The organism is Marinobacter sp. EVN1, assembly GCF_000475375.1.
GTDB classification, from domain to species: Bacteria; Pseudomonadota; Gammaproteobacteria; order Pseudomonadales; family Oleiphilaceae; genus Marinobacter; species Marinobacter nauticus.
The window spans coordinates 352,350-373,369 of sequence record NZ_AXCB01000023.1 but is presented as its reverse complement, the minus strand read 5'-3'; the positions used below and the strand labels follow the sequence as shown (position 1 = coordinate 373,369).

Here is a 21,020-nt window from a genome sequence, read left to right as displayed (position 1 = left end):
CCTATGAGAAATCCGGGTTAGTTACAGGCCAATAACGTTCTCAGCTTGCGGGCCTTTCTGGCCTTCAGTCACGGTGAATTCCACTTCCTGGCCTTCGGCCAGAGTTTTGAATCCGCCACCCTGAATCGAGCTGTAATGAACGAAAACGTCTGCGCCGTTTTCACGAGTAATAAAGCCAAAACCTTTTGCTTCATTGAAGAACTTAACGTTGCCTTTGATAGTAGACATAATCATTATCCTGATTTTAATCAATTGGTTGCCGTCAGCAGGTCGTTGTGACCTCTAATCAGCGATAGGCGGGAAACAAAAAACGCGCAGGATCAAAAACAGGACAGTAGGTTTGACAACACAAAAGGTCTTATTCGTGAAATGCTTTGCTAAATCTTTCCAACGAAATAGACAGTACGCTAAATAACAGGCGTTGCATAGAAAAGTTTTCAGAAACGGGAAAATACCTATTTCTGGAATTATTTCTCGAGTTTGCCATCGATCTTAAACCTTGCCATAAAATATCGTAACCATTAGTTGCCATCTTGGGGGCTACACTCTACTCAATCATGGATCTGATATGAGGCATAGCTGCGGTTATGAGTCACAACGAGGAAAGCCCGGGTGTCGGGTCGGGTTCTGGCGAACAGGACTCAACAACGGCCCTGATTGAAGCCATCAATATCCGCAGCATGTCGTTGATTGTGCTGACCAGCATCGCCTCCCTGTATTTTATCGACTGGGCCCAGCCTGTTCTGCTGCCGCTTGTGGTCGCAGTTCTGATCAGTTACGCCCTGGATCCGCTGGTGGCAACACTGGATCGGATTCACATACCCCGTCCATTGGGCAGCAGCTCTGGTTCTTTGCACACTGATAGCGATTCTGGCGGCGGCAAGTGTGCCGCTCAAGCAGGAAGCCATGGCCATGCTGGACAAGATTCCCCAGGCCATCAAGGAGCTTCAGCGTGAAGATGCGTCTGCGTCCGAGGATGAAGAAAGCATCATGGAAAAAGCCCAGATTGCCGCCAAGCAGATTGAGGAAACCGCCGAGAAAAGCCAGGAGGAACCGGCTGTTCAGGCCGGCGTGACACCCGTGCGGCTGGTGGACGAGCCGATGGACGTTCGTGATTACGTGATCCGCAACTCGCCGGCCACATTAGTGCTGATTTCCCAGATGTTTTCTGTGCTTTTACTGGTGTTTTTCCTGCTTTCCGTCGGCAAGCTATATCGGCGCAAGATCGTTAGAATATCCGGTCCGTCGTTCCGGCGTATGCGCAAGGCGGCACGAATTATGAACGAGCTGCATCACCAGGTACGCCGGTTCCTTTTTGTCATGGTCATCAGTGCGCTTTTTGTCGGCATTCTCACCTGGCTGGCATTCCTGCTATTAGGAGTTGAGCAAGCGGCTTTGTGGGGCGTGGTGGCTGGTATTGCCAGTGGTGTGCCGTATCTGGGGCCTTTCCTGGTTCTGGTCGGCTCTGGGGTGGCCGCATTTCTGCAGTTCGGCGAGCTCAATACTGCCGTGATTGTTGCGCTTACATCGCTGGTCATCACCAGTATTCAGGGGAATCTGCTGATGCCGTGGCTGACGAGTTACGTCTCCAGTTTGAATGCCGTCGCCATTTTTATCGGGTTGTTGTTCTGGGGCTGGTTGTGGGGGCCAGTGGGCTTGATTGTGGCTACGCCCATTCTCATGATCGCAAAATCCGTGTGCGATCATGTGGTGAACTTTCGTCCGGTAGGGGAGCTGTTGGGTAAATGATTCGGGTGTGACCACAGCTTCAATCCTTGATGACTTCTCGCTCGAATCGGCCAAGCACGACCACGATAATCAATGAAAGCACCGTCACCATGCTGGCAAGGGCCAGGGTGCCAAGGCCGCAGGCTACGCCAATGGCGCCGGATACCCAGATGGAGGCTCCCGTGGTAATGCCCTGAACATTGCCGCGGCTCTGGATGATACTGCCGGCGCCCAGAAAGCCAATGCCGCCAATCACGCCTTCGACAATGCGTGTGGGGTCAATTCGGGCGGAAGGGTCGCCTTCCGCCGTGGCGAGCAAAATGTGCATGCCCATCATGATGAATGCGGATGCCCCCACGGAGACGAGCATGTGCGATCGCAGTCCCGCTGGCTTCCCTCGTAGTTCACGTTCAAGCCCAAGCACCAGTGCCAGGCCAGCCGCCATAAGCAGTCGAATGACCATGTCCATTAAGGGGATTTCGCTTTCCAGCACAGATCGTCTCCTGGTCTTTCAGTTTTGTTTGTATCTGCTCACGCAGATTAGCAGGTAAGGCCGGGATCGTCCTTTTATGAGGTTACTGCCGACACGGTTCCGTGCCATATTGGCAATTCCATATCCTCGGGATCTTCGTTGGGGCCACCGGTCCGGCTCTTGAATGAGCCTTCCTCAATCGGTATCCGGAACAGCGCGGTTGCCCGGCGCTCCTTCTGGTTCGGTGCCCGTACCTGCTCCCAACGTCCTGGCTCAATCTGGTTGATGATGGCCCGGAATGCGGCGTCGAATTCTGCAGAGTCTTCCACGAGCTGTGCGCAGCCGAACAACACCAGAGATTCGTAGTTGGCGCTGTGGTGGTACGCAGACTTGGTCAAAACCCATTCATTGGTGACGGCAAACGAGATGCAAAGGAGTTGGCCCGAGCCGAGGCGTTTTGACAGCCGGCCTCCATTGAGGGTGTGAACGTACAGGTGGTCATCCATTCGCCAGGCGGTAATCGGGATGATGCGGGGCTCGCCGTCCTCCACAAAGCCCAGGTGCGCGGTTTTGAGTCGGTCAATCAGCGTATAGGCAACCTGGCGGTCCACCGAGGCTCTTTTGGTGGCCCGCCTCACGGTGCTCCTTGGGCAGGACGTGAGAGGTGAGGCTTGTTGAGTATTTGGCTGATTCATTCGGTGGTCCTCAAGGCTGTGGATTGGACAGTTGCGTTCTATTTCACGTCACTTCTGATACCCTCAAAAGACCCAGATTGTGTTTTTTTATAGGACCAGTGGTTGTGATTGATGATATTCGGTTTGATGCTGACCAATCTCTGCAGCTTCAGCTCTATCGACAGTTGGCTGATCGGATTCTGGCTCAACGCTATCCTCCGGGATACCGGTTGCCGTCCAGTCGCCAAATGGCGGAGGATCTTGGCGTCAGTCGGAACACAGTGAATGCGGTCTACGATCAGTTGAAAGCAGAAGGCTTCCTTCAGAGCCATGCAGGTAGGGGAGTATTCGTTCACGAGGATATCGGGTCGGCTATCGAACCGGCTGGGAAAAAATTGAAAATACCCTCTGGCGGGAGTTTCCGACTGCCTTCACTGCCAGACAGGGTGCGTGGGACTCCCCGCAGAGCGGAAGATGCCTGCTTGCCATTTCAGCCCGGCCTGCCGGATCTGGACGCCTTTCCCGTCAACGCCTGGAACCGCGTGCTGCACCATCAGGAAAGCCGGCGGGGGCTTCGCGGTTATGACAGCACTCAGGGCTACCTGCCGCTGCGGACGGCCATTGCGAACTACCTCCGAACGTCGCGTGGCGTGCGTTGCCATGCCGATCAGATTGTGATCACCAATGGTGCGCAGCAGGCCTTGTCGTTGCTGGCGGATGTGTTTCTGAGTCCCGGCGATCGTGTCCTATGCGAGAATCCGGGCTATCGAGGTGCCCGCAATGCGTTGGGGCGCCTTGGCAATCCGTTGGTGCCCATTCCCCTGAAAAATCAGGTTCTTGATGTGACCGCGTTGCCACATCTGGGCTCCGCCAGGTTGCTGTTCTGCACCCCCACCCATCAATATCCCATGGGGGGGATTCTGGACCTCTCCCAACGGATGGCCCTGGTGCAGTGGGCTCGGCAGAACGATTGCTGGATAGTGGAAGACGACTATGACAGCGAATTTCATTTCTTCAACAAGCCGTTTGCGGCGGTGCAGGGTATGTTCGACAATGCGCCGGTACTGTACGTGGGAAGTTTCAGCAAAACGCTGCTGCCGGCATTAAGAGTGGGATATGTCGTTCTTCCGGAGGAAGTAGTGGAGCCGGTGCTCTGGGCCAAACAGGTCGGTGGTGGCGAAACGCCCTTGCTGATTCAGGCCACTATTGCCGAGTTTATGGAGAGTGGCCAGTTCGTTCGACACGTTCGCCGGATGCGTCAGTTGTATCGGGACAAGTGGCAGTACTTCCAGGACGCGGTGCAGAGGAAACTCGGGGATCTGGTGCACCCTGTGGCCGAGAGTGCGGGTATGCATCTGGTGCTTGAAGGCCGGTTTGATGACTCAGCCTTGAGTGGATGGCTGAGGAAACAAGGCTTTGGCAGCACGCCCTTGAGTGCGCACTACATCGGAGATACCGCATCATCCGGTCTGGTCATGGGGTTTGCCAGTGCCAGTGAGCGGGAAATGGAGGATTGCGTCAGCATCCTCAGAAGCGAGTTAACCCGAATGTAACCGCAGCTTGTAGTTGACTCAAAATCCGTTTGAATAGCAAAGGGAAGCAGCATGACAACACCATCCGAGGCGAGACAGCGCGCCATTCTGGATCGTCTTGACCGGTTCAGTCGTCTGATGGACAGCAGCATCGGCCTTCCATTTACCAGGTTCCGGATTGGCATAGAGGCCATCATCGGGCTGTTACCGGTGGTTGGTGATATGGCTGGCCTCATCCTGTCGGGCTATGTGCTGGTAGAAGCGCAACGCGCGGGCGCCAGCAAGGCTGTGAAGTTAAGAATGTTCAGAAATATGGTCATCGATTTTCTGGGTGGCCTGTTGCCGGTGGTGGGGGATGCCTTTGATGCCGTGTATAAGGCGAATACTCGCAATACCAGACTGCTGAGAAACTATCTTGAGAAGGAATTGGCGATTGAACCACCGCCACCGCCGTTCCCCTGGGGAACGCTGATTGGGTTGTCGATTCTGTTTGCCGTGATAACCGGTGGTTTGTCGCTCATTCTTTGATCACCCGAACTGACTATGGATAGAGCATGATGCTGGACGCACTTCAGGCCAATGGCCTTATGCAGATACTACTACTGACATTGATGGCCGGTCTTGCAATGCCTGTGGGCGCAGCACTGGCATCGGTGGAGCGTATTCACCCGCGCTGGCTGGAAACCGAGGTGCGGCACAGTGTGATCGCGTTTGGTGGTGGCGCGCTGCTGGCGGCTGTTGCGCTGGTACTGGTGCCAGAAGGGACGGCTAACTTGTCCATGGTGGGCATCGTTGTCTGTTTTGCCGGAGGCGGTATCAGCTTTATGCTTCTGGATCGATGGCTGGCTGCCAACGGCACACCGGCGAGCCAGTTGGTGGCCATGCTTTCGGATTTTGTGCCGGAAGCCATGGCCCTCGGCGCCACTTTCTCGGTGTCCAGTGAGGGCGGAATTCTGCTGGCCGGCATCATTGCGTTGCAGAATATTCCCGAGGGCTTTAACTCCTATCGGGAACTGGTGGACGCGACCCATTATCGAGGATTGAAGATTGTGGGTGCCCTGGCGCTGATGGCGTTGCTTGGGCCGGTGGCCGGTGCCCTTGGCTACTTTCTGCTGTCGGATGCCCCGAGTGTGGTATCCGGCATCATGCTGTTTGCGGCAGGCGGTATTCTCTACATCATTTTCCAGGACATAGCGCCTCAGGTACGCCTGAAAAAACACTGGGCGCCACCATTGGGGGCGCTTGCGGGCTTCCTGCTTGGGGTGATGGGAGAGGTGGCGTTATCCGGATAGGGGACGTTCCGGCGTAGTTTGGCTATCATTCTGCCCTTCATGCGTTGTTTACTTTTTATTTTCCCAGAACAGGAGACTAACCGTGGCGGATACATCACTTAAGGAAAAACTTTCCAGCGCAGTCAAGGACGCAATGCGGAGCAAGGACAAAGATCGCCTGGTGACGCTGCGTATGGCTCAGGCTGCGGTGAAGCAGATTGAGGTCGACGAGCGCCGGGAACTCACTGATGACGATGTTCTGAAGGTGCTGGACAAGATGTTGAAACAGCGCCGGGACGCCGCTGCACAATATGATGACGCAGGCCGGGGCGAACTGGCAGACAAAGAGCGCTCGGAGATGGTGATCATCGAGGAGTTTATGCCTGCCGCGCTGTCTGAGGACGATCTGGATTCGCTTATCCGCGAAACCATTAACGCGACGGGAGCCTCCGGTATGCAGGATATGGGAAACGTGATGAATGAACTCAAGCCCCAGGTGCTCGGCCGGGTGGATATGGGGCACCTGAGCAAGAAAGTTCGAGCTGCGCTGGCGGGTTAAGCCAGCGCTGGGACCACGGCCTGGTCAGGCGAAGTCGTAGTCTCCACCTTTCTCCAGTGCTCTCTGGTACGCGGGGCGCGCATGCACCCGCGCTACCCAGGCCTTGATGTTTGGCCTGTCGTTACCAACGATGCCCCTGGCGACGGACGCCTCCAGAGGAAAGCTCATCTGAATATCCGCCGCACTCAGCTGTTCCCCAAGAAACCAGGTGTTTTTGGCCAGTTGTGACTCCACGAAGTCCAGGTGGGTCTTGATCATCGGGCCGATAAAAATCTGGTTGGTTTTGTCCGAAATTCCTTTGGCGATCGGCTTGATAAAGAACGGCATTGGGCTGGTCTTCACTTTTTCAAACACCAGGCGCATGACCAGCGGTGGCATCAGCGAGCCCTCGGCATAGTGCATCCAGTAGGTGTAATCCAGCCACTGCTGGCCTCCGGCTTCGGGCAGCATGGTGTCTTTACCATAGGTGTGCGCCAGATATTCGATGATGGCACCGGATTCGGCAACCACCAGATCTCCGTCGGTGATGACCGGGGACTTTCCAAGGGGGTGCACCTTCTTGAGACTGGCTGGTGCCAGCATGGTTTCAGGGTCGCGCTCATAGCGCTGGATCTCGTAGGGTACGCCCAGTTCTTCCAGCATCCAGAGAATGCGTTGTGAACGTGAATTATTGAGGTGGTGAACTGTGATCATTCGGAAGCTCCGTTCCCGTTTAATAAGTGGTCAGGGTAGTACAGTAGGCTGAAAAAGGCTGTTTGGTTCACTCGAAATGTAGTATTCCGCTGTTACCTATCCCCGTTGAAAGTGGCGCATGATGGATATGTATTGTCGATCAAACAGGGAGGAATGAACATGTCGAATAAAAAACTGTTGCTGCTGGCCGGCGATTTCACCGAAGACTACGAGACCATGGTGCCGTTCCAGGCACTGACCATGCTGGGATATGAAATACATGCCGTGTGTCCCGACAAGAAATCCGGCGACAGCGTGAAAACGGCCATCCATGATTTTGAAGGTGACCAGACTTACACCGAAAAGCCGGGTCATAACTTCGCGCTCAATTACGATTTCGATAAGGTTCAGGTTGATGACTATGCTGGGCTGGTGATTCCCGGTGGTCGGGGCCCGGAGTACCTGCGCCTGAATGAGCGGGTGATTGAGATCGTGCAGGCGTTCAACAACGCGGGCAAACCCATTGCGTCGGTTTGTCATGGCGCCCAGATCCTGGCCGCCGCCGGAGTGCTGGAGGGGCGCGAGTGCAGTGCCTATCCTGCCTGTGGGCCCGATGTGAAAATGGCGGGTGGTCGTTACATGGACATTCCGGTCGATCAGGCTCACGTTCAGGGCAACCTGGTGACGGCTCCGGCCTGGCCTGCCCATCCGGCATGGCTGTCAGCGTTTGCTAAACTGCTTGGTGCTGAGATCTCGATCTAGTCTTAACCCGGCAGCCTCCGCTGGAGGCTGCCGTTATCACAGGAGACCGACTCCATGTGTGAACTCTATGTGAAAGCCGACCCGATCCTGTTTGAAAGTCGGTCCCGTTCTCTCCGTATCCGGGGGGTGGTCACAACGCTTCGGCTTGAGAACCAGTTCTGGGATATTCTCCGGGAGATTGCCGAAGTGGACGGCATGACCACCAATCAGCTCATCACCAAACTCCACGAAGAGGTGATGGAACTGAGAGGTGAAGTAGAGAACTTCGCCTCCTTTCTCCGTGTAAGCTGCACACGCTATCTGGCGCAGCGCGAAGCCCGTTCCGTTCCCCTGATAACGGCTCATTCATCCGGTAAGGCTCAGTCCCGGGTCGCGTCGGTCCCTTGAATTATCCGCCGTCCGGGCGCAGCTAGTAGGGTAGGTTCATTTCACACAACTGACAGGGGAGGCACCCCATGCATGTATTCATTGCCGGAGCCAACGGGCAGATCGGGCGTTTTCTATTACAGGAAATCGCGGATAGCAAGCATGAGGCACGAGCACTGGTTCGCCACGCAGACCAGGGGCCGGAGTTGCAGAAGCTCGGTGCCACGGAAACGGTGATTGGCGACCTGGAGCAGGATTGCAGCGAAGCCATGCGGGGCTGTGACGCCGTTATCTTTACCGCTGGATCTGGCCCCCATACTGGTCCGGACAAGACAGTAGATGTGGATCAGGATGGCGCGATTCGCCTCGTGGATACCGCCAAGGCCATGGGCATCAAACGTTTCATCATGGTCAGCAGTATGCGAGCTGAAGAGCCCGAAAAAGGCCCTGAAAAGCTTCAGCATTACCTGCGTGCCAAGCGTAATGCCGATGAACACCTGAAAAGCAGTGGTCTGAATTACACCATTGTGCGCCCTGGCCGACTTACCAATGACGATGGCAACGGTAAGGTGTTGGTCAGCGAGCGACTGGACGCGTTCGGAGAGATTCCTCGCCAGGACGTTGCCCGGGTTCTGTTGGCTGTGCTGGATTCTGACAATACCGGCAATTGCGTTTTTGATGTAGTGTCTGGAGATGTGCCGGTGCGTGATGCGCTGGCGAACCTGTAGGCCGCATCCGCCGGCATGATCAACAAGAGAGCCGCAATGAGCGATAACCCGTTAGCCTCGATTCTGGAAATGGATGGCGAAGAACGCTACGACTATTTTCTGGACGCTGTGGTGGAAGAGCGCGAGCTCTGGATACTGGTCAATGGCGATAACCAGTTTCTCAAAATTGTCTCGGAGGAAGATGGCGTCGGGTATCTCCCGGTGTGGCCCGCTGAGGACTTTGCAGCAGATTATGCAGGGCCTTCGGGTGACCTGAGCCCCAAAGCGATTTCATTGCCGGACTTCTTCAAAAAGTGGGTGCCCGGGTTAAGCCGTGACGGGCTTGAGGTGGGTGTTTTTCCGGGCGCCGACAGTGAGCTCTGGATAACGCAGCCGGAAGAGCTGAAGCAGGATCTTCAGGAAGTGTTGTCGGGATCTTTCTGATCCCGGCTACACCAGAAAATTCCCCCTCTCTGATACGGTCAGTTCCACTTCTTCGCTTCGATCCTTCAGGGCGACCCCGGAGGTGCCCAGTCGCCTGGCTTCCTTAAGAAGGTAGATCACTTTCTCGCTCGCCTGTTCCACCCCCAGTCCGGCAGGGCGGATATTGGATACGCAGTTGCGGCGGGCATCTGGCAGCCCCGGCTCGGGATGATGAGTAAGGTAGACGCCGAGGCTGTCGGGTGAGCTGAGCCCCGGTCGCTCGCCGATCAGTACCACCACTTGTTGTGTCTGGAGCACCTGGCCTATGTGGTCGCCAATCGCTACGCGCCCCTGTTCTACCAGCAGAGGTGTTGCAACCCGCCACTCAGGGCCGTCATGGGCCAGTTTCCGGAGGAAGCTGCGCATGAACGCCGGGGCGTTTTGCTGCACGGCTCTGGCTGACAATCCGTCGGCGATCACTATGGCCAGATCAGGGGGCTCAGCAGAGCCTGTTTTCGACGATTGTAGACGGCTGCTGGATGATTCGCTCAGAACACGCCCCAGATCCGGCCTTTGCAGGTAGCAGGCCCGGTCTGGTGCCTGGCTCTGAAGTTGAATCGGTGGGCCCAGGGCCGACATCTCGGGTATCTGCTGAAATTCGACGATCAACTGCTCAATATCCAGTGGATGGTGCACGGCATCCCTGGCGCGGGCATGGGCCAGCTGAAACTCAAGAAGCTCCGCTGTGGGGAGACTGACGCCCGCCCTGCCAAGGCCGATGCGGGCTGGGGTGCACTGGCGCAGACCTCGCCAGGGGTTGTGAACGACGATCGGGAACTTTGAGTTGGTCATGGTTATGTTCTCCTTCGCGGGCCGGAGAGGCTGTGGCGGAAGGCCGCTGGTATGTCGTTATTCAGCGACACCCGATCCGAATCCTCGAAAATCTGCATGGCGTGCAACCATTGCTCGAACTCCGGTGCCGGTTTCAGGTTGAGCACACGGCGGGCGTAAAGGGCGTCGTGGAATGACGTGGTCTGGTAATTGAGCATGATGTCATCTGACCCTGGAATGCCCATGATGAATGTGCACCCGGCGACTCCGAGCAGCGTCAGCAGGTTATCCATATCATTCTGGTCGGCTTCGGCGTGGTTGGTGTAGCAGATGTCGCAACCCATCGGCAGCCCGAGCAGCTTTCCGCAGAAATGATCCTCCAGGCCTGCCCGGGTGATCTGCTTGCCATCGTAGAGATACTCCGGGCCGATAAAGCCGACCACCGTATTCACCAGCAGCGGGTCAAAATGGCGGGCGACCGCGTAGGCCCTGGCCTCGCAGGTTTGCTGGTCAAGACCGTGGTGAGCATTGGCGGAGAGGGCGCTACCCTGACCGGTTTCAAAGTACATTACGTTTTGGCCGACGGACCCGCGTTTCAGGCTCAGAGCGGCTTCCTGGGCCTCTTTCAGGGTGGCGAGGTTGAATCCGAAACTCTGGTTGGTGGCTTCGGTGCCGCCTATAGACTGGAAAACCAGATCTACGGGCGCTCCCTGCTCGATGGCTTCGAGGGTGTTGGTCACGTGCGTAAGCACACAAGACTGAGTTGGAATGTCGTAGCGCTGGATTACTTCGTCGACCATGGTCAGTAGCCGCTTGGTTTGAGCCACGTTATCGGTCGCTGGATTAATGCCGATGACGGCGTCGCCATTGCCATAAAGCAGGCCATCAAGAATGCTGGCGGCGATGCCTGCCATGTCATCTGTAGGGTGGTTCGGTTGCAGCCGGGTGGAAAGGCGCCCCGGCAACCCGACGGTGTTTCGGAACGCTGTGGTTATCTGGCATTTCTGGGCAACCAGGATCAGATCCTGGTTGCGCATGAGCTTGCTGACCGCCGCCACCATTTCCGGCGTCAGACCGGGGCGTAGTCGTGCCAGCATCTCCGGCGAGGCGTTATCGCTCAGAAGCCAGTTCCGGAAATCGCCGACCGTCAGGTGAGAAACGGGGGCGAAGGCGGCGGCGTCATGAGAGTCCATGATCAGGCGGGTTACCTCATCCGTTTCATAGGGAATCAGGGCGTCGGTCAGAAATGTCTTGAGTGGCAGGTCGGCCAGACACATTTGTGCCAGTACCCGCTCTTCAGCCGACGCTGCGCCAACGCCGGCGAGATGATCGCCTGAGCGCTCTGGCGTTGCCTTTGCCATCAAGGTCCCCAGGTCCCTGAAATCCATGGTCTGAAATCCCATACGGTACGTGTACTGGCCACTCATGGTCTTCTCCTTTAATCCCGGGGGCGACTCTGGCATGCCCGCATCAAATTACTTTAACTACACTGTAGTTTCTTGAAGCGGATGCTGTCTCTCAATTTGCCAACCGATTGGGCAACTGACTCGGTCTAAGGTTCTACTGCCTTGAATTGCGACAGGTGCTAGACTTGGAACCCCTGCAGGTGTAAGGAAACCCTCAATGGCGCTTGGCCGTTTGCTTCTCGTTGTATTCATGCTGTCGCTTGTTTCTCTCCCCGCCCTTGCTCTGGAATCGGTTGCGTCCGGAGAGAAAAGCGTGGAACTGACAGACTTTTCCATCGAATACTTCATCGATGAATCGCAAACGATGGACTATGAAACCGTTCGGCTTGAGTCTTTCGACCAGACCAAGAACACCACCACCCTCGGTACCCGGGCGGCGGTGACCTGGTATCGGGTTTCATTACACAACTCAGGTACTGATGACCGTTCGCTGTTTCTGCACCTTCCCAAGGCTTATCACGTTCGTTCAATCGATATTGTTGAAGAGCGCTCCTCACGCGTCGTCAATCGACTTTCCGTTAACCTCAATGAGGCTGACGCCCACCCTGCCATGTATCGGGGAACACTGGTGTATCCGTTCGAACTGCAAGCCGGGAAAACGACGGTTATGTATGTGCGTAGTCACGCATACTCACACCAGTGGTTCTCGTTGAAGGTATACGATGACGAGAATTCCCGGCGGGCGCTGGCCGGGGGGCACCTCGATATTGCCCTTATGGTGGGGATGATGCTGGCGCTGGTCTTCTATAACGGCCTTTTGTATTTCGCCACCAGCAAGAAGGAAAACATTTACTACTCACTCTATCTGATTTCAGGCCTGGTCTGGATCGCGCTGTCTTACGGTTTGGTGGCGAAGGCGTTCAACGCTTACGGCGACGCAGTGTTTGTCCTGAATCTCTCGTTGATAACCATGCCGATTTTCCTGCTGTTGTTCATGATGGCCATTTTCGAAACACATGAGTATTTCCGAACCGAACATCGCGTGCTTCAGGGTATGCTGGCATTGCTGGTGGTGACGTTTGTTTACGGCCTGTTTGATATCGCGACGGCCCTGAAGCCTGCCAGCAGTCTTGCCGCCCTGATGATGGTAGTGACCTTCTCCGTGAGCATTTCGCTGTTCAGGAAGGGGCACCCTCTGGTCAAATTTTTCCTTGTTGGTCACACCTTTTTTGTGGTGTTCAACGGGTTTGCCGTCCTGTACTACAAAGGTCTGGTTCAACCGAACTACATCAATAGTCATGGAGTCGGTATTGGTATTGTTCTGGAAGCGCTCACCCTGGCTTTCATTATTTCTTACAGGATCAAGGTGTTGGAGGATATCCGGTCAAAGCAGGATGAGCTGAAACGCCAGGCCTCGACGGACCCTCTGACACGGCTCTTCAATCGCCGGTATTTCATGGCAGAGGGAGAGTACGTGCTGGAACAGGCCCGGACCTCGGGTGAGCCGTTGTCGGTTATTGCCATTGATATCGATCATTTCAAAGCGGTCAATGACACCCATGGCCACAATGTGGGCGACCTGGTTCTGGTAGAAGTTGCCTCGGTATTTCGTCAGTTCAGCCGGGACAGGGATCTGGTCGCGCGCTTCGGTGGCGAGGAATTCGTCATTCTCCTGCCGGGTGCGGATCTGGCAGAGGCGTTTGGCTGTGCTGAACGTATCAGGAACGCTGTCGAAGCCATGATCATTGATGGAGGCGATGGGTTGGTGGTTCAAGTCACAGTAAGTGTCGGTGTGGCTGAGGTAAACCCCCTTCTGGAATCTGTGGAGGGGGCGGTCAAACGGGCCGACCGTTCACTGTATGAGGCCAAGGCCGGGGGCCGCAACCGGGTTTGTGGCTATGATGGTCCGGCAGGCAAGGCCCTACCCACTTGAAGGAGGAGATCCTCCAATGGCGTCCCGCACATTAAGAAGCGCTAATCACGTTGTTTGAACCCTGTGCTAGAGTTGGAGTGACCGTGGTTGCTTTTGGATACACGCAGCCATAGCCGAAATAGCAGTAATCATACTGATAAGGAGGCAAGATGATGGAAGCGAAATCCGGTCAACAAAATGAGTACGAACAGGTCCGTGAGGATCTGCGCCGTCTTCAGGAAGATATGGCCAAGCTGACCAGAAGTGTCGCTGAAGGCCAGAAGAACAACATCAGTCATCTCCGAGACGAGATACGCCGCGAAAGCCGGGAAGCGTTTGACCAGGTAAAGCGGCGGGGCGATGAAGCCCTTGATCGCGCAAAGGATGTCAGCGGCAAAGCGGTGGAAAACGTGGAACACAAAATTGAGGAGCGTCCCTTCCTCAGTATCGTTCTTATGTTTCTGGCCGGGTTGTTGGTGGGTCGCTTGTTGGATCGCTGATGATGCCTGACTCGGCCTGGTTGCAGGGCGCGCTGCGCAAGGTAGTCGCGGCAGTTCTGGGTTTACTGCTGGCGCTGGTTTTGCTGGTGGCCCTGCTCATTACCGGTTTTTACATGCTCGTCAACGCCGCCACGCTGGCCCTGGCTCCTGTGCTGGGTGAAGCCGGTGCTATGGCCGTGACGGGCTTTTTCTGCATTCTCCTGTTAGTGCTTTTTTTCTATCGTATGACACGGCCGGCCAGGTCTCACGGACAGGCCGATTCCGGCGAAAGTTCAGGCATGTCATCGCCGGTAGAATCTTTAAGGAACCTGATTCGAAAGAACCCTCTGGAATCGGCGTCTATTGCTTTTGTGCTGGGCATCGCCGAACAGGGAGATCCCCGGTTGAAGTCTCTGTTGCTTCAGGGCGGTATGGTTTTGATGAAGGAAGCCGAAGCTGAACGTGCTGCCAAGCACGAGCATAAGTCTGGCTCACAACCTTCCGATAGCCAGTCGGAAACAACGCAGTAACAGACCAAGAGCAAGACATGCCGCCATCACCATTACAGTCAAGCCTACCTGGTGCGCCGGAGAATAAACGCGCCCTCTGGTCTTGGGCGCTCTACGACTGGGCAAATAGTGCCTTCTTTACGATCATTCTTACTTTTGTCTTCGCTCAGTACTTCAGCGTCTCGGTGATTCAGGATGAAGTGGCCGGCACGCGGGCATGGGGCAACATCGTTGGTATAGCCGGGGTGGTGATTGCCATACTTGCTCCAATTCTCGGTGCTGTTGCCGATCAGTCAGGCCGGCGCAAACCCTGGTTGATCAGTTTTACACTCCTGTGTGTGATTTCGTCGGCCATGTTGTGGACGGTGACGCCGGATCAGAGTCAGTTCTGGACGGCCGCTCTGTGGGTGGGGTTGGGTACACTCGGGGCTGAGTTCGCTTTCATCTTCTATAACTCGATGTTGCCGGATCTGGCTCGGCCGGAGCGTACCGGACGGTGGTCTGGCTGGGCCTGGGGACTGGGTTATGTGGGCGGTATCGCCAGTCTGGTGGTGGCGCTCTACGGCTTTATCGAAGCGGACGGCACGTTCTTTAACCTTGATCGAGACGCCGCAGAGCACGTGCGGGCAACCTTTGTTCTGGTGGCCGGGTGGTATCTGGTATTTGCCTTGCCGGCGTTCTTTTTTATCCCGGATCGTCCGTCAACCGGTTTGAGTCTGGGGGCGGCGACGCGGGCTGGACTGGCCCAACTGAAACAATCCATTGCTCATGTACGGCAATACCGGGACATCGTACGGTTTCTGGTTGCGAGGATGCTGTACACCGATGGCCTGGCGACAATTTTTACCTTCGGTGGCGTCTATGCTGCCGGCACGTTCAACATGAGTCCCACGGAAGTGCTGCAGTTCGCCATTGCCCTGAACGTCACTGCCGGGCTGGGCGCGCTGGGCTTTGCCTGGATTGATGATGCCCTGGGCGGCCGCAACACCATCCTGCTGTCGCTGGTGGGCCTGGGCTGCAGTGCGTTCGCGATTCTGGTGGTGGGTGGGGCCACCGCGTTCTGGATATGGGGCATGATTCTGGGCATTTTCGTTGGGCCGCTGCAATCGGCCAGTCGTTCTCATCTGGCCCGTGTGGCCCCGCCGCATCTGCAGACTCAGATGTTCGGCCTGTTCGCCTTTTCCGGGAAGGCAACCGCGTTTGCCGGCCCGTTGCTGGTGGGTTGGGTGACGTCGGTTACCGATAGCCAGCGTTGGGGCATGAGTACGATCTTGCTGTTCCTGCTGATCGGGTTTGTGTTGATGCTGAAAGTGCCTGCGACTGAGGCCCGAAAAGCGGAGGACTGACACGGTATCTGCCCCAGCTTCGGCTATTCTGATTCATAGCCATCCCACAACAACAAGATCCTAAGGGGCGTTTTGCTATGGCCAGATATGACTTCATCATCAAGGGCGGCCGCTATTTCGACGGCACCGGGGCACTCTCGTTTACCCGCAACCTTGCTATCAAGGATGGCTGGGTTGTCCGTGTGACGGCCGATCCGATTGCTGATGACGATGCCGAGCGCGTGATCGATGCCTCCGGGCTTTGGGTGATGCCATGATTATCGACTGCCCGGATGCAGCCCTGATCGGCAAGAATTTCGAAGAGGTGGCCAGGGCCCGTGGTGTGCATGTCGTCGATCTGTTCCTGGATCTGGTGGTGGAGTTCGGCAGGAATATTCGTTGGTACACCACCGTCGGAAACCATCGAAAACAGGTACTCAAACGCCTGGTGAAAGACCCCCGGTCGCTGATTACCTTCAGTGATGCCGGCGCCCATATTCGGAATATGGCGTTCTACAACCTGCCACTGCGCATGCTCAAGCTCGTTCATGAGTCTATCAATGACGGAGACCCCATCATGACCACGGAGCAGGCCGTACATCGGTTGACGGGAGATCAGGCCGACTGGTTCGGTGTGGATGCGGGCAAGATTCGTGAAAGGGACCGCGCCGATGTTGTGGTTATTGATCCGGCGGGGTTCAATCAGGACCTTGAGCAGGTGCACTGGGGCGAGATGGAAAACTTTGATCTGCAGCGTTTGGTCAATCGCAATCCCGGCATTGTAAAAACGGTTCTGATCAACGGACGGCTGGCGGTCGACGACGAGCAATTCTCGCCGTCATTTGGCCGTGGAATGGGCTATGGACAGTTTATCCCGGCGAGGTAATTAATCAGGTTATGGCCAAGGCCTCTTTTGCTAGAAACTCACTGCGGCTGATGTTCTGGGTAGTTGTAGCCGCACTGGTGCTGATGTTTTCAATTATCCTGCTGTTCAGGTTCGTGAACCCTCCGACCTCGGCCTTCATGCTGGGTTATCAGATGGGTGATGCCCGCGAGCCTTTGCAGCACGAATGGGTGCCAATATCTGAGGTATCCGAATGGATGGCGCTGGCGGTGATCGCCAGTGAAGACCAGCGATTTCCGGAGCACCACGGGGTTGATTTCAAGGCTGTTCATAAGGCGGTCTCTGAATATCAGGCTGGAGAGGGCTTGCGAGGTGCCAGTACCATCACGCAGCAAACGGCCAAGAATCTGTTTCTCTGGAATGATCGAAGCTTTGTCCGAAAAGCCATCGAGGCGGGTCTGGCACTGGCAATTGATGCGATCTGGCCTAAACAGCGGATTCTTGAAGTCTATCTGAACATCGCAGAATTCGGACCGGGCATCTACGGTGTACAGGCAGCCAGCCGCGCCTACTACCGAATTCCGGCGGGCGTGCTGTCGCCACTCCAGGCTGCACATCTCGCTGCAGTCCTTCCTAACCCGAACGTGTTGAGCGTGCTTTCGCCCACGTCTTACGTTCAGGAACGAGTGGCCTGGATTGAGGGGCAGATGGCTCGGCTATCGAGGGCGGGGTATCTCGCCGAAATCAACGCTGGCAGGTAATGCCAAACCGTTGTTGAAGGTTCACCGGCTCTTTGATGAGTGGGCCTCGCTCCGGCACTGGGAGGGTGTCATACCAAACCGGGCTTTGAATGCCCGACTGAACTGGCTGGCGTCGTTGAAGCCGCAGGCGAGAGCGATGGCGGTGATTTTTGTGGTTGATTGTCGCAGATGATCGCGTGCCCGGATGAGCCGTTGTTCCTGTACATATTGGTAGGGGGCGCAGCCAAACGTGGCCCGGAACAGTCTTGCGAAATGGTAGGGGCTGAGGTTCACCCAGCCGGCCATTTCCGACAGTGTGAGAGGCTGGTCCAGTTCCGCATGAATCTGCTCCTGTAACAGTCGCCGGTACTGATGGGACAGTTGCCCGGTAACTGCGGGAGGTGCTTTGGCGACGCTGGCGTGTCGGCTGACCACCTGTAGCAGGAGCCACTGTGCCAGGTGATCCATCGCCATTGCCTGGCCGGGTGCCTGCCAGTCACTCAGCACCAGGAGTTTGCCTGCCTGGGCCAGGATCGGATCCTCACGGTGGTAGCACTCGTTCAGTTGAATCTTATCCGGGTCGGAATCCCAGGTTTGACTGGCACATCGCGCGACATCGACATCATTGAAATAGAAATGGAAAAACTCGAATTGTCCGCCGATTTGCCAGATGGAGCGGCTGCCCGCAGGAAACAGGCACACGGCGCCGGGAAAGCCGCGGCTGACCGCCTTTCCGTTGACCATCCGCTGGGCTTGCTGGCCCTTGTCAATGTAGATGCTCAGGGCGTGATGACGAGGGCGCTCGTAGCGAACCTCCCCCTGACGGTTCTGCCATTGGGCGAGGGTTTTTCCATGCTCCAGGTTCATCATTCGCTGCGGCGCAACGCCCGCCGTGCGAAGGCTGTCGGCAATGTCCAGCTGCCCCCGTCTGTCTTGCAGCGGTGACGGGTTTGTTGTCGTTGGGTTGTCCATAATGCAAGGCCTCCGCAAGAATCATCCACGGTTCCGCAGGATCTGACAAGCTATCGCGCGTTCGTTTCCATAATCTGACCACCTGACGCCCGAACTTGCCATTTAACTGGGAGCCTCTGAATCATGCCCATTAGTGCCCATTATGGACTGACTGTATTGATATGGGGTCTGACCTGGACGGCGATTCGACTGCAGGTCGAATCTGCGTCTGTGGATTTGGCAGTGTTCTATCGCTTTGTGATGGCTTCTGTGGTTGCACTTGCGGTTCTTGCCGTTACCCGGCGGCTGAGCAGGTTGACGCCTGGCCAGCATGGCTGGCTTTTTTTGCAAGGGCTGACGCTATATAGCGTGAATTTTCTCCTGATCTATCGGGCCGCCGAATCGATGACCAGTGGGTTGTTGGCGGTCGTGTTTTCTCTGGCGGCACTGTTCAACGCGTTCAACGGTTGGCTCTGGTTGCGAACCAGACCGACAGCGAGGCTCTACCCCGCCGTGGCCCTTGGTGTGACCGGTGTCGCGCTGCTGTTCTGGCATGACCTCCAACTCGGCAATGCCACTGGCGCGAGCATACTGTTTGCGGTCGCTGGAACCTTCTGGTTTTCCATGGGTAACCTGGTGAGCGTGAAGGTGAGGGCCGCAGGGGTTCCGTTGTTTACGGCCAATGCCTGGGCAATGGTTTATGGAGCACTTATTCTCGGATTGTGGTGCCTGATCCAGGGGGTAGAGTGGATGCTGCCTGCCACCTCAGTATTCTGGGGAGCGACCGTGTTCCTTGCCGTTCCCGGCTCTATTGTGGCGTTCTACTGCTACATTACTGTCATCCAGGTGCTGGGCGCCGACAAGGCAGGCTATGCCGCGGTACTGTTCCCGGTTGTCGCTCTTTCGGTCTCCACCTGGCTGGAGGGATTCGAGTGGACGACGCCGGCTATGCTGGGCGCCCTGCTGGCCATATTGGGAAACTATGTGTTGTTTCGTCCCGGCAAGCGTCAGAGCGTCAGCGCAACCAGCGTTCCCGAGCAACGGACCTGACTCTGTTGCTATGGGCTCACTTTGTCGTGCAGGACTCATCGCACCCGTTCGCACCGATCTCTTTGGGGGCCATTTTTAAAAACACACCCAGTGCGGCCAACAACAATGCTGTACTCGCAATAATAGCAACCGGATAAACGAGATTCCCCGCCAAATCAAGCTGGCTGTATTTGATGATCATGATCAGGCCTTCAAGCGACATGGCCACGCAAACGGTACTGATGAAGCGGGGCAGGGTGCGGCGCATCATAGTCACTATATCGTGAGTTTCTGAACGGCCGCTGTATTCCGAGCGGATCACCATCGCCAGTTCGTAAACTGCCAGTGCGATAATGCTGCCGTTGACGCCATTAATCATGGCCTGCATCAAGGGCTCATCGGAATTCAGGAGCTCAAAGACATCGACGATGGTTGCTGCCACAAGAGCGAAGGCCAATCCGAAAAACAACCAGGAGAACAGCCTGGCGAACAAACCGCGTACTGGAATACTTCTCAACCTGTCGAGCATGCGTTTTCACCGTGACCTGTGGATGTGATGAGACAGGCTACGGATATTTCGTCGAGGCTGCGATTACAGGTTGCACACAGCGCGGTAACCTTGAAGCAAAGGACGAGTTGATTATTTTACCTCCGCTCATCGCCAGGCCTTGTGGTTGCGCCATTCACACCGGCTATCCTTGGGTTGCCAACACAGTTATCCACAGATTCTGTGGGAAAACTCTTTGCTGTTTGATCATTGTTTCGCTGGTTGTGGAGGCGGTTATTGAAACCATAACTTGGCCGCTTTCAAGGCGTAGTCAACGCTAAGGTCGCAAAGCGAACATTCAGATGGCATGCCCTAGCGAAAGCGATTCCCGTCGACTTTCTCGGCTGAACAGTCCCTCAAAGACTTCGCCAACGCTGAGTAAAGAAATCCAGGAACACTTGGATACGTGACGCCAACGTGGTGTTTCGATAATAAACCGCGTTAACCAACTCTCTCGGATTTGGGCGGGCAACGTAATCATCTAGCATTTCCACCAAGCTTCCCTTCCCGAGATCCTCGGCAATCATGAAACGAGAGAGATAGGCTATTCCATTGCCTTGCAGGCAAAGTTGGCGAACAGCTTCACCACTGCTCGCTCGAATCGTTGGTCTCATCCTCATTCCCTCGCCCAGATGCCAAATGTTCAACGACTCAGGAGCGGTAAAGCCAATGATGTCGTGTTCTTGGAGGTCGGCAGGCGCGTCACAATCACCTCTACGTTTCAGATACTCCGGTGATGCAACCACTGACAGTGGCGAACGACCGAGTACCCGGGCGTGCAGAGTTGAGTCATCTAGTGGGCCGATCCGTATTGCGATGTCGATCCGGCGTTCCAGGAGATCCACGATCTGGTCACTGGCCGTCAGTTCGAGCTCAATGTCCGGATAGGCCTCCCTGAATTCGCGCACGTGCGGAACGATCTGATGTAACAGGAACGGATTTGCGGCATCCACTCTTAACCGTCCGGCTGGCCGTTGCTTGCGAATAGCTAACTGCTCCTCAGCTTCCTCAAGCGCGGCCAAACCACCCCGCACCTTTTCTACAAACAAATGCCCTTCCTCTGTCAGCGCCACCTTGCGGGTCGTTCGATTCAAAAGTGTGGTGTTTAAGGACGCCTCTAGCCGTGTAACCGCTCGGGAAACCCGAGTCACGGACACCTCCAGCTGCTCCGCTGCGCCACTGAAGCTGCCACTGTCCACCACTGAGAGCAGAAAATAGAGATCATCCGACCTGCTTTTCATTTTCAATATCCGCAAAAGTATTTTTCTAAAAGCGTTGTTT

At 55.9% G+C, this 21,020-nt stretch carries 27 protein-coding genes; 18 read left to right on the top strand and 9 right to left on the bottom strand.

Annotated features, from left to right (window positions below):
* Positions 1–21 precede the first annotated feature (21 nt).
* Positions 22–228: a cold-shock protein gene (locus Q674_RS33350; protein ID WP_011786397.1), complete on the bottom strand. Its 207-nt coding sequence runs from the start codon at positions 226–228 to the stop codon at positions 22–24.
* A 359-nt stretch (positions 229–587) separates the two neighbouring features.
* Between Q674_RS33350 and Q674_RS41480 the strand changes: the two genes are divergently transcribed.
* Both Q674_RS41480 and Q674_RS33345 read left to right on the top strand, forming a co-directional pair.
* A complete protein-coding gene (locus tag Q674_RS41480) occupies positions 588–956 on the top strand; it encodes a hypothetical protein (RefSeq protein WP_023009201.1) in 369 nt (122 codons plus the stop codon).
* A complete protein-coding gene (locus tag Q674_RS33345) occupies positions 886–1,749 on the top strand; it encodes an AI-2E family transporter (RefSeq protein WP_264650080.1) in 864 nt (287 codons plus the stop codon). Before Q674_RS41480 ends, Q674_RS33345 begins: the two co-directional genes overlap by 71 nt.
* A gap of 19 nt (positions 1,750–1,768) precedes the next feature.
* On the opposite strand, the gene Q674_RS33340 is transcribed toward Q674_RS33345, so the two are convergent.
* On the bottom strand, positions 1,769–2,221 hold the full coding sequence (locus Q674_RS33340) for an MgtC/SapB family protein (RefSeq protein ID WP_011786395.1): 453 nt from the start codon (positions 2,219–2,221) through the stop codon (positions 1,769–1,771).
* Between the two features lie 74 nt (positions 2,222–2,295).
* Positions 2,296–2,838 (bottom strand): pyridoxamine 5'-phosphate oxidase family protein, encoded by a 543-nt coding sequence (locus Q674_RS33335; RefSeq protein ID WP_023009199.1) that lies wholly within the window; start codon positions 2,836–2,838, stop codon positions 2,296–2,298.
* Between the two features lie 161 nt (positions 2,839–2,999).
* On the opposite strand from Q674_RS33335, the gene Q674_RS33330 reads away from it, so the two are divergent.
* The 4 genes from Q674_RS33330 (at position 3,000) to Q674_RS33315 (ending at position 6,236) form a co-directional block, all read left to right on the top strand.
* Positions 3,000–4,427 (top strand): PLP-dependent aminotransferase family protein, encoded by a 1,428-nt coding sequence (locus Q674_RS33330; RefSeq protein WP_031210221.1) that lies wholly within the window; start codon positions 3,000–3,002, stop codon positions 4,425–4,427.
* Between the two features lie 51 nt (positions 4,428–4,478).
* Positions 4,479–4,934: a DUF4112 domain-containing protein gene (locus Q674_RS33325; RefSeq protein ID WP_023009197.1), complete on the top strand. Its 456-nt coding sequence runs from the start codon at positions 4,479–4,481 to the stop codon at positions 4,932–4,934.
* 26 nt (positions 4,935–4,960) lie between these two features.
* Complete coding sequence (locus Q674_RS33320) at positions 4,961–5,698, top strand: ZIP family metal transporter (RefSeq protein WP_023009196.1); 738 nt, start codon at positions 4,961–4,963, stop codon at positions 5,696–5,698.
* Between the two features lie 82 nt (positions 5,699–5,780).
* A complete protein-coding gene (locus tag Q674_RS33315) occupies positions 5,781–6,236 on the top strand; it encodes a GatB/YqeY domain-containing protein (RefSeq protein WP_031210219.1) in 456 nt (151 codons plus the stop codon).
* Between the two features lie 24 nt (positions 6,237–6,260).
* On the opposite strand, the gene Q674_RS33310 is transcribed toward Q674_RS33315, so the two are convergent.
* On the bottom strand, positions 6,261–6,929 hold the full coding sequence (locus Q674_RS33310) for a glutathione S-transferase family protein (RefSeq protein ID WP_011786389.1): 669 nt from the start codon (positions 6,927–6,929) through the stop codon (positions 6,261–6,263).
* A gap of 159 nt (positions 6,930–7,088) precedes the next feature.
* On the opposite strand from Q674_RS33310, the gene Q674_RS33305 reads away from it, so the two are divergent.
* From Q674_RS33305 to Q674_RS33290, 4 genes are all read left to right on the top strand, one after another.
* Positions 7,089–7,670 (top strand): DJ-1/PfpI family protein, encoded by a 582-nt coding sequence (locus Q674_RS33305; RefSeq protein WP_023009194.1) that lies wholly within the window; start codon positions 7,089–7,091, stop codon positions 7,668–7,670.
* A gap of 54 nt (positions 7,671–7,724) precedes the next feature.
* On the top strand, positions 7,725–8,057 hold the full coding sequence (locus tag Q674_RS33300) for a ribbon-helix-helix domain-containing protein (protein ID WP_023009193.1): 333 nt from the start codon (positions 7,725–7,727) through the stop codon (positions 8,055–8,057).
* A gap of 68 nt (positions 8,058–8,125) precedes the next feature.
* On the top strand, positions 8,126–8,764 hold the full coding sequence (locus Q674_RS33295) for an SDR family oxidoreductase (protein WP_023009192.1): 639 nt from the start codon (positions 8,126–8,128) through the stop codon (positions 8,762–8,764).
* 36 nt (positions 8,765–8,800) lie between these two features.
* On the top strand, positions 8,801–9,187 hold the full coding sequence (locus Q674_RS33290) for a DUF2750 domain-containing protein (RefSeq protein WP_023009191.1): 387 nt from the start codon (positions 8,801–8,803) through the stop codon (positions 9,185–9,187).
* Positions 9,188–9,193: 6 nt separating this feature from the next.
* On the opposite strand, the gene eutC is transcribed toward Q674_RS33290, so the two are convergent.
* Positions 9,194–10,018 carry an ethanolamine ammonia-lyase subunit EutC gene (eutC, locus tag Q674_RS33285; RefSeq protein WP_023009190.1) on the bottom strand — a complete coding sequence of 275 codons (825 nt, stop codon included), beginning with the start codon at positions 10,016–10,018 and terminating at the stop codon, positions 9,194–9,196.
* A 2-nt stretch (positions 10,019–10,020) separates the two neighbouring features.
* On the bottom strand, positions 10,021–11,424 hold the full coding sequence (locus tag Q674_RS33280) for an ethanolamine ammonia-lyase subunit EutB (protein ID WP_023009189.1): 1,404 nt from the start codon (positions 11,422–11,424) through the stop codon (positions 10,021–10,023).
* Between the two features lie 292 nt (positions 11,425–11,716).
* Between Q674_RS33280 and Q674_RS33275 the strand changes: the two genes are divergently transcribed.
* The 7 genes from Q674_RS33275 to mtgA all read left to right on the top strand — a co-directional run bounded on the left by Q674_RS33275 (position 11,717) and on the right by mtgA (position 17,233).
* Positions 11,717–13,336, top strand: coding sequence for a diguanylate cyclase (locus Q674_RS33275; protein ID WP_227499538.1), 1,620 nt, complete (start codon positions 11,717–11,719; stop codon positions 13,334–13,336).
* A gap of 149 nt (positions 13,337–13,485) precedes the next feature.
* Positions 13,486–13,815 carry a DUF883 family protein gene (locus Q674_RS33270; RefSeq protein WP_011786381.1) on the top strand — a complete coding sequence of 110 codons (330 nt, stop codon included), beginning with the start codon at positions 13,486–13,488 and terminating at the stop codon, positions 13,813–13,815.
* Complete coding sequence (locus Q674_RS33265; RefSeq protein WP_023009187.1) at positions 13,815–14,324, top strand: hypothetical protein; 510 nt, start codon at positions 13,815–13,817, stop codon at positions 14,322–14,324. Before Q674_RS33270 ends, Q674_RS33265 begins: the two co-directional genes overlap by 1 nt.
* Positions 14,325–14,341: 17 nt before the next feature.
* A complete protein-coding gene (locus Q674_RS33260) occupies positions 14,342–15,649 on the top strand; it encodes an MFS transporter (RefSeq protein WP_023009186.1) in 1,308 nt (435 codons plus the stop codon).
* A gap of 77 nt (positions 15,650–15,726) precedes the next feature.
* Complete coding sequence (locus Q674_RS33255; RefSeq protein ID WP_023009185.1) at positions 15,727–15,906, top strand: hypothetical protein; 180 nt, start codon at positions 15,727–15,729, stop codon at positions 15,904–15,906.
* Entirely contained in the window at positions 15,903–16,514 is a 612-nt protein-coding gene (locus tag Q674_RS33250) for a hypothetical protein (RefSeq protein ID WP_023009184.1), read from the top strand. The genes Q674_RS33255 and Q674_RS33250 overlap by 4 nt, the downstream gene beginning before the upstream one ends.
* Before the next feature lie 11 nt (positions 16,515–16,525).
* Complete coding sequence (gene mtgA / locus Q674_RS33245; protein ID WP_023009183.1) at positions 16,526–17,233, top strand: monofunctional biosynthetic peptidoglycan transglycosylase; 708 nt, start codon at positions 16,526–16,528, stop codon at positions 17,231–17,233.
* 21 nt (positions 17,234–17,254) lie between these two features.
* Here mtgA and Q674_RS33240 read toward each other — a convergent pair whose 3' ends face one another.
* Positions 17,255–18,184 (bottom strand): helix-turn-helix domain-containing protein, encoded by a 930-nt coding sequence (locus tag Q674_RS33240; protein ID WP_023009182.1) that lies wholly within the window; start codon positions 18,182–18,184, stop codon positions 17,255–17,257.
* A 123-nt stretch (positions 18,185–18,307) separates the two neighbouring features.
* Between Q674_RS33240 and Q674_RS33235 the strand changes: the two genes are divergently transcribed.
* A complete protein-coding gene (locus Q674_RS33235) occupies positions 18,308–19,213 on the top strand; it encodes a DMT family transporter (protein WP_023009181.1) in 906 nt (301 codons plus the stop codon).
* 16 nt (positions 19,214–19,229) lie between these two features.
* On the opposite strand, the gene Q674_RS33230 is transcribed toward Q674_RS33235, so the two are convergent.
* Together Q674_RS33230 and Q674_RS33225 are read right to left on the bottom strand one after the other, a co-directional pair.
* Positions 19,230–19,721, bottom strand: a complete 492-nt coding sequence (locus Q674_RS33230) for a hypothetical protein (protein ID WP_011786374.1) — start codon at positions 19,719–19,721, stop codon at positions 19,230–19,232.
* Between the two features lie 374 nt (positions 19,722–20,095).
* Positions 20,096–20,980 (bottom strand): LysR family transcriptional regulator, encoded by an 885-nt coding sequence (locus Q674_RS33225; protein ID WP_022992803.1) that lies wholly within the window; start codon positions 20,978–20,980, stop codon positions 20,096–20,098.
* Positions 20,981–21,020: the final 40 nt, after the last annotated feature.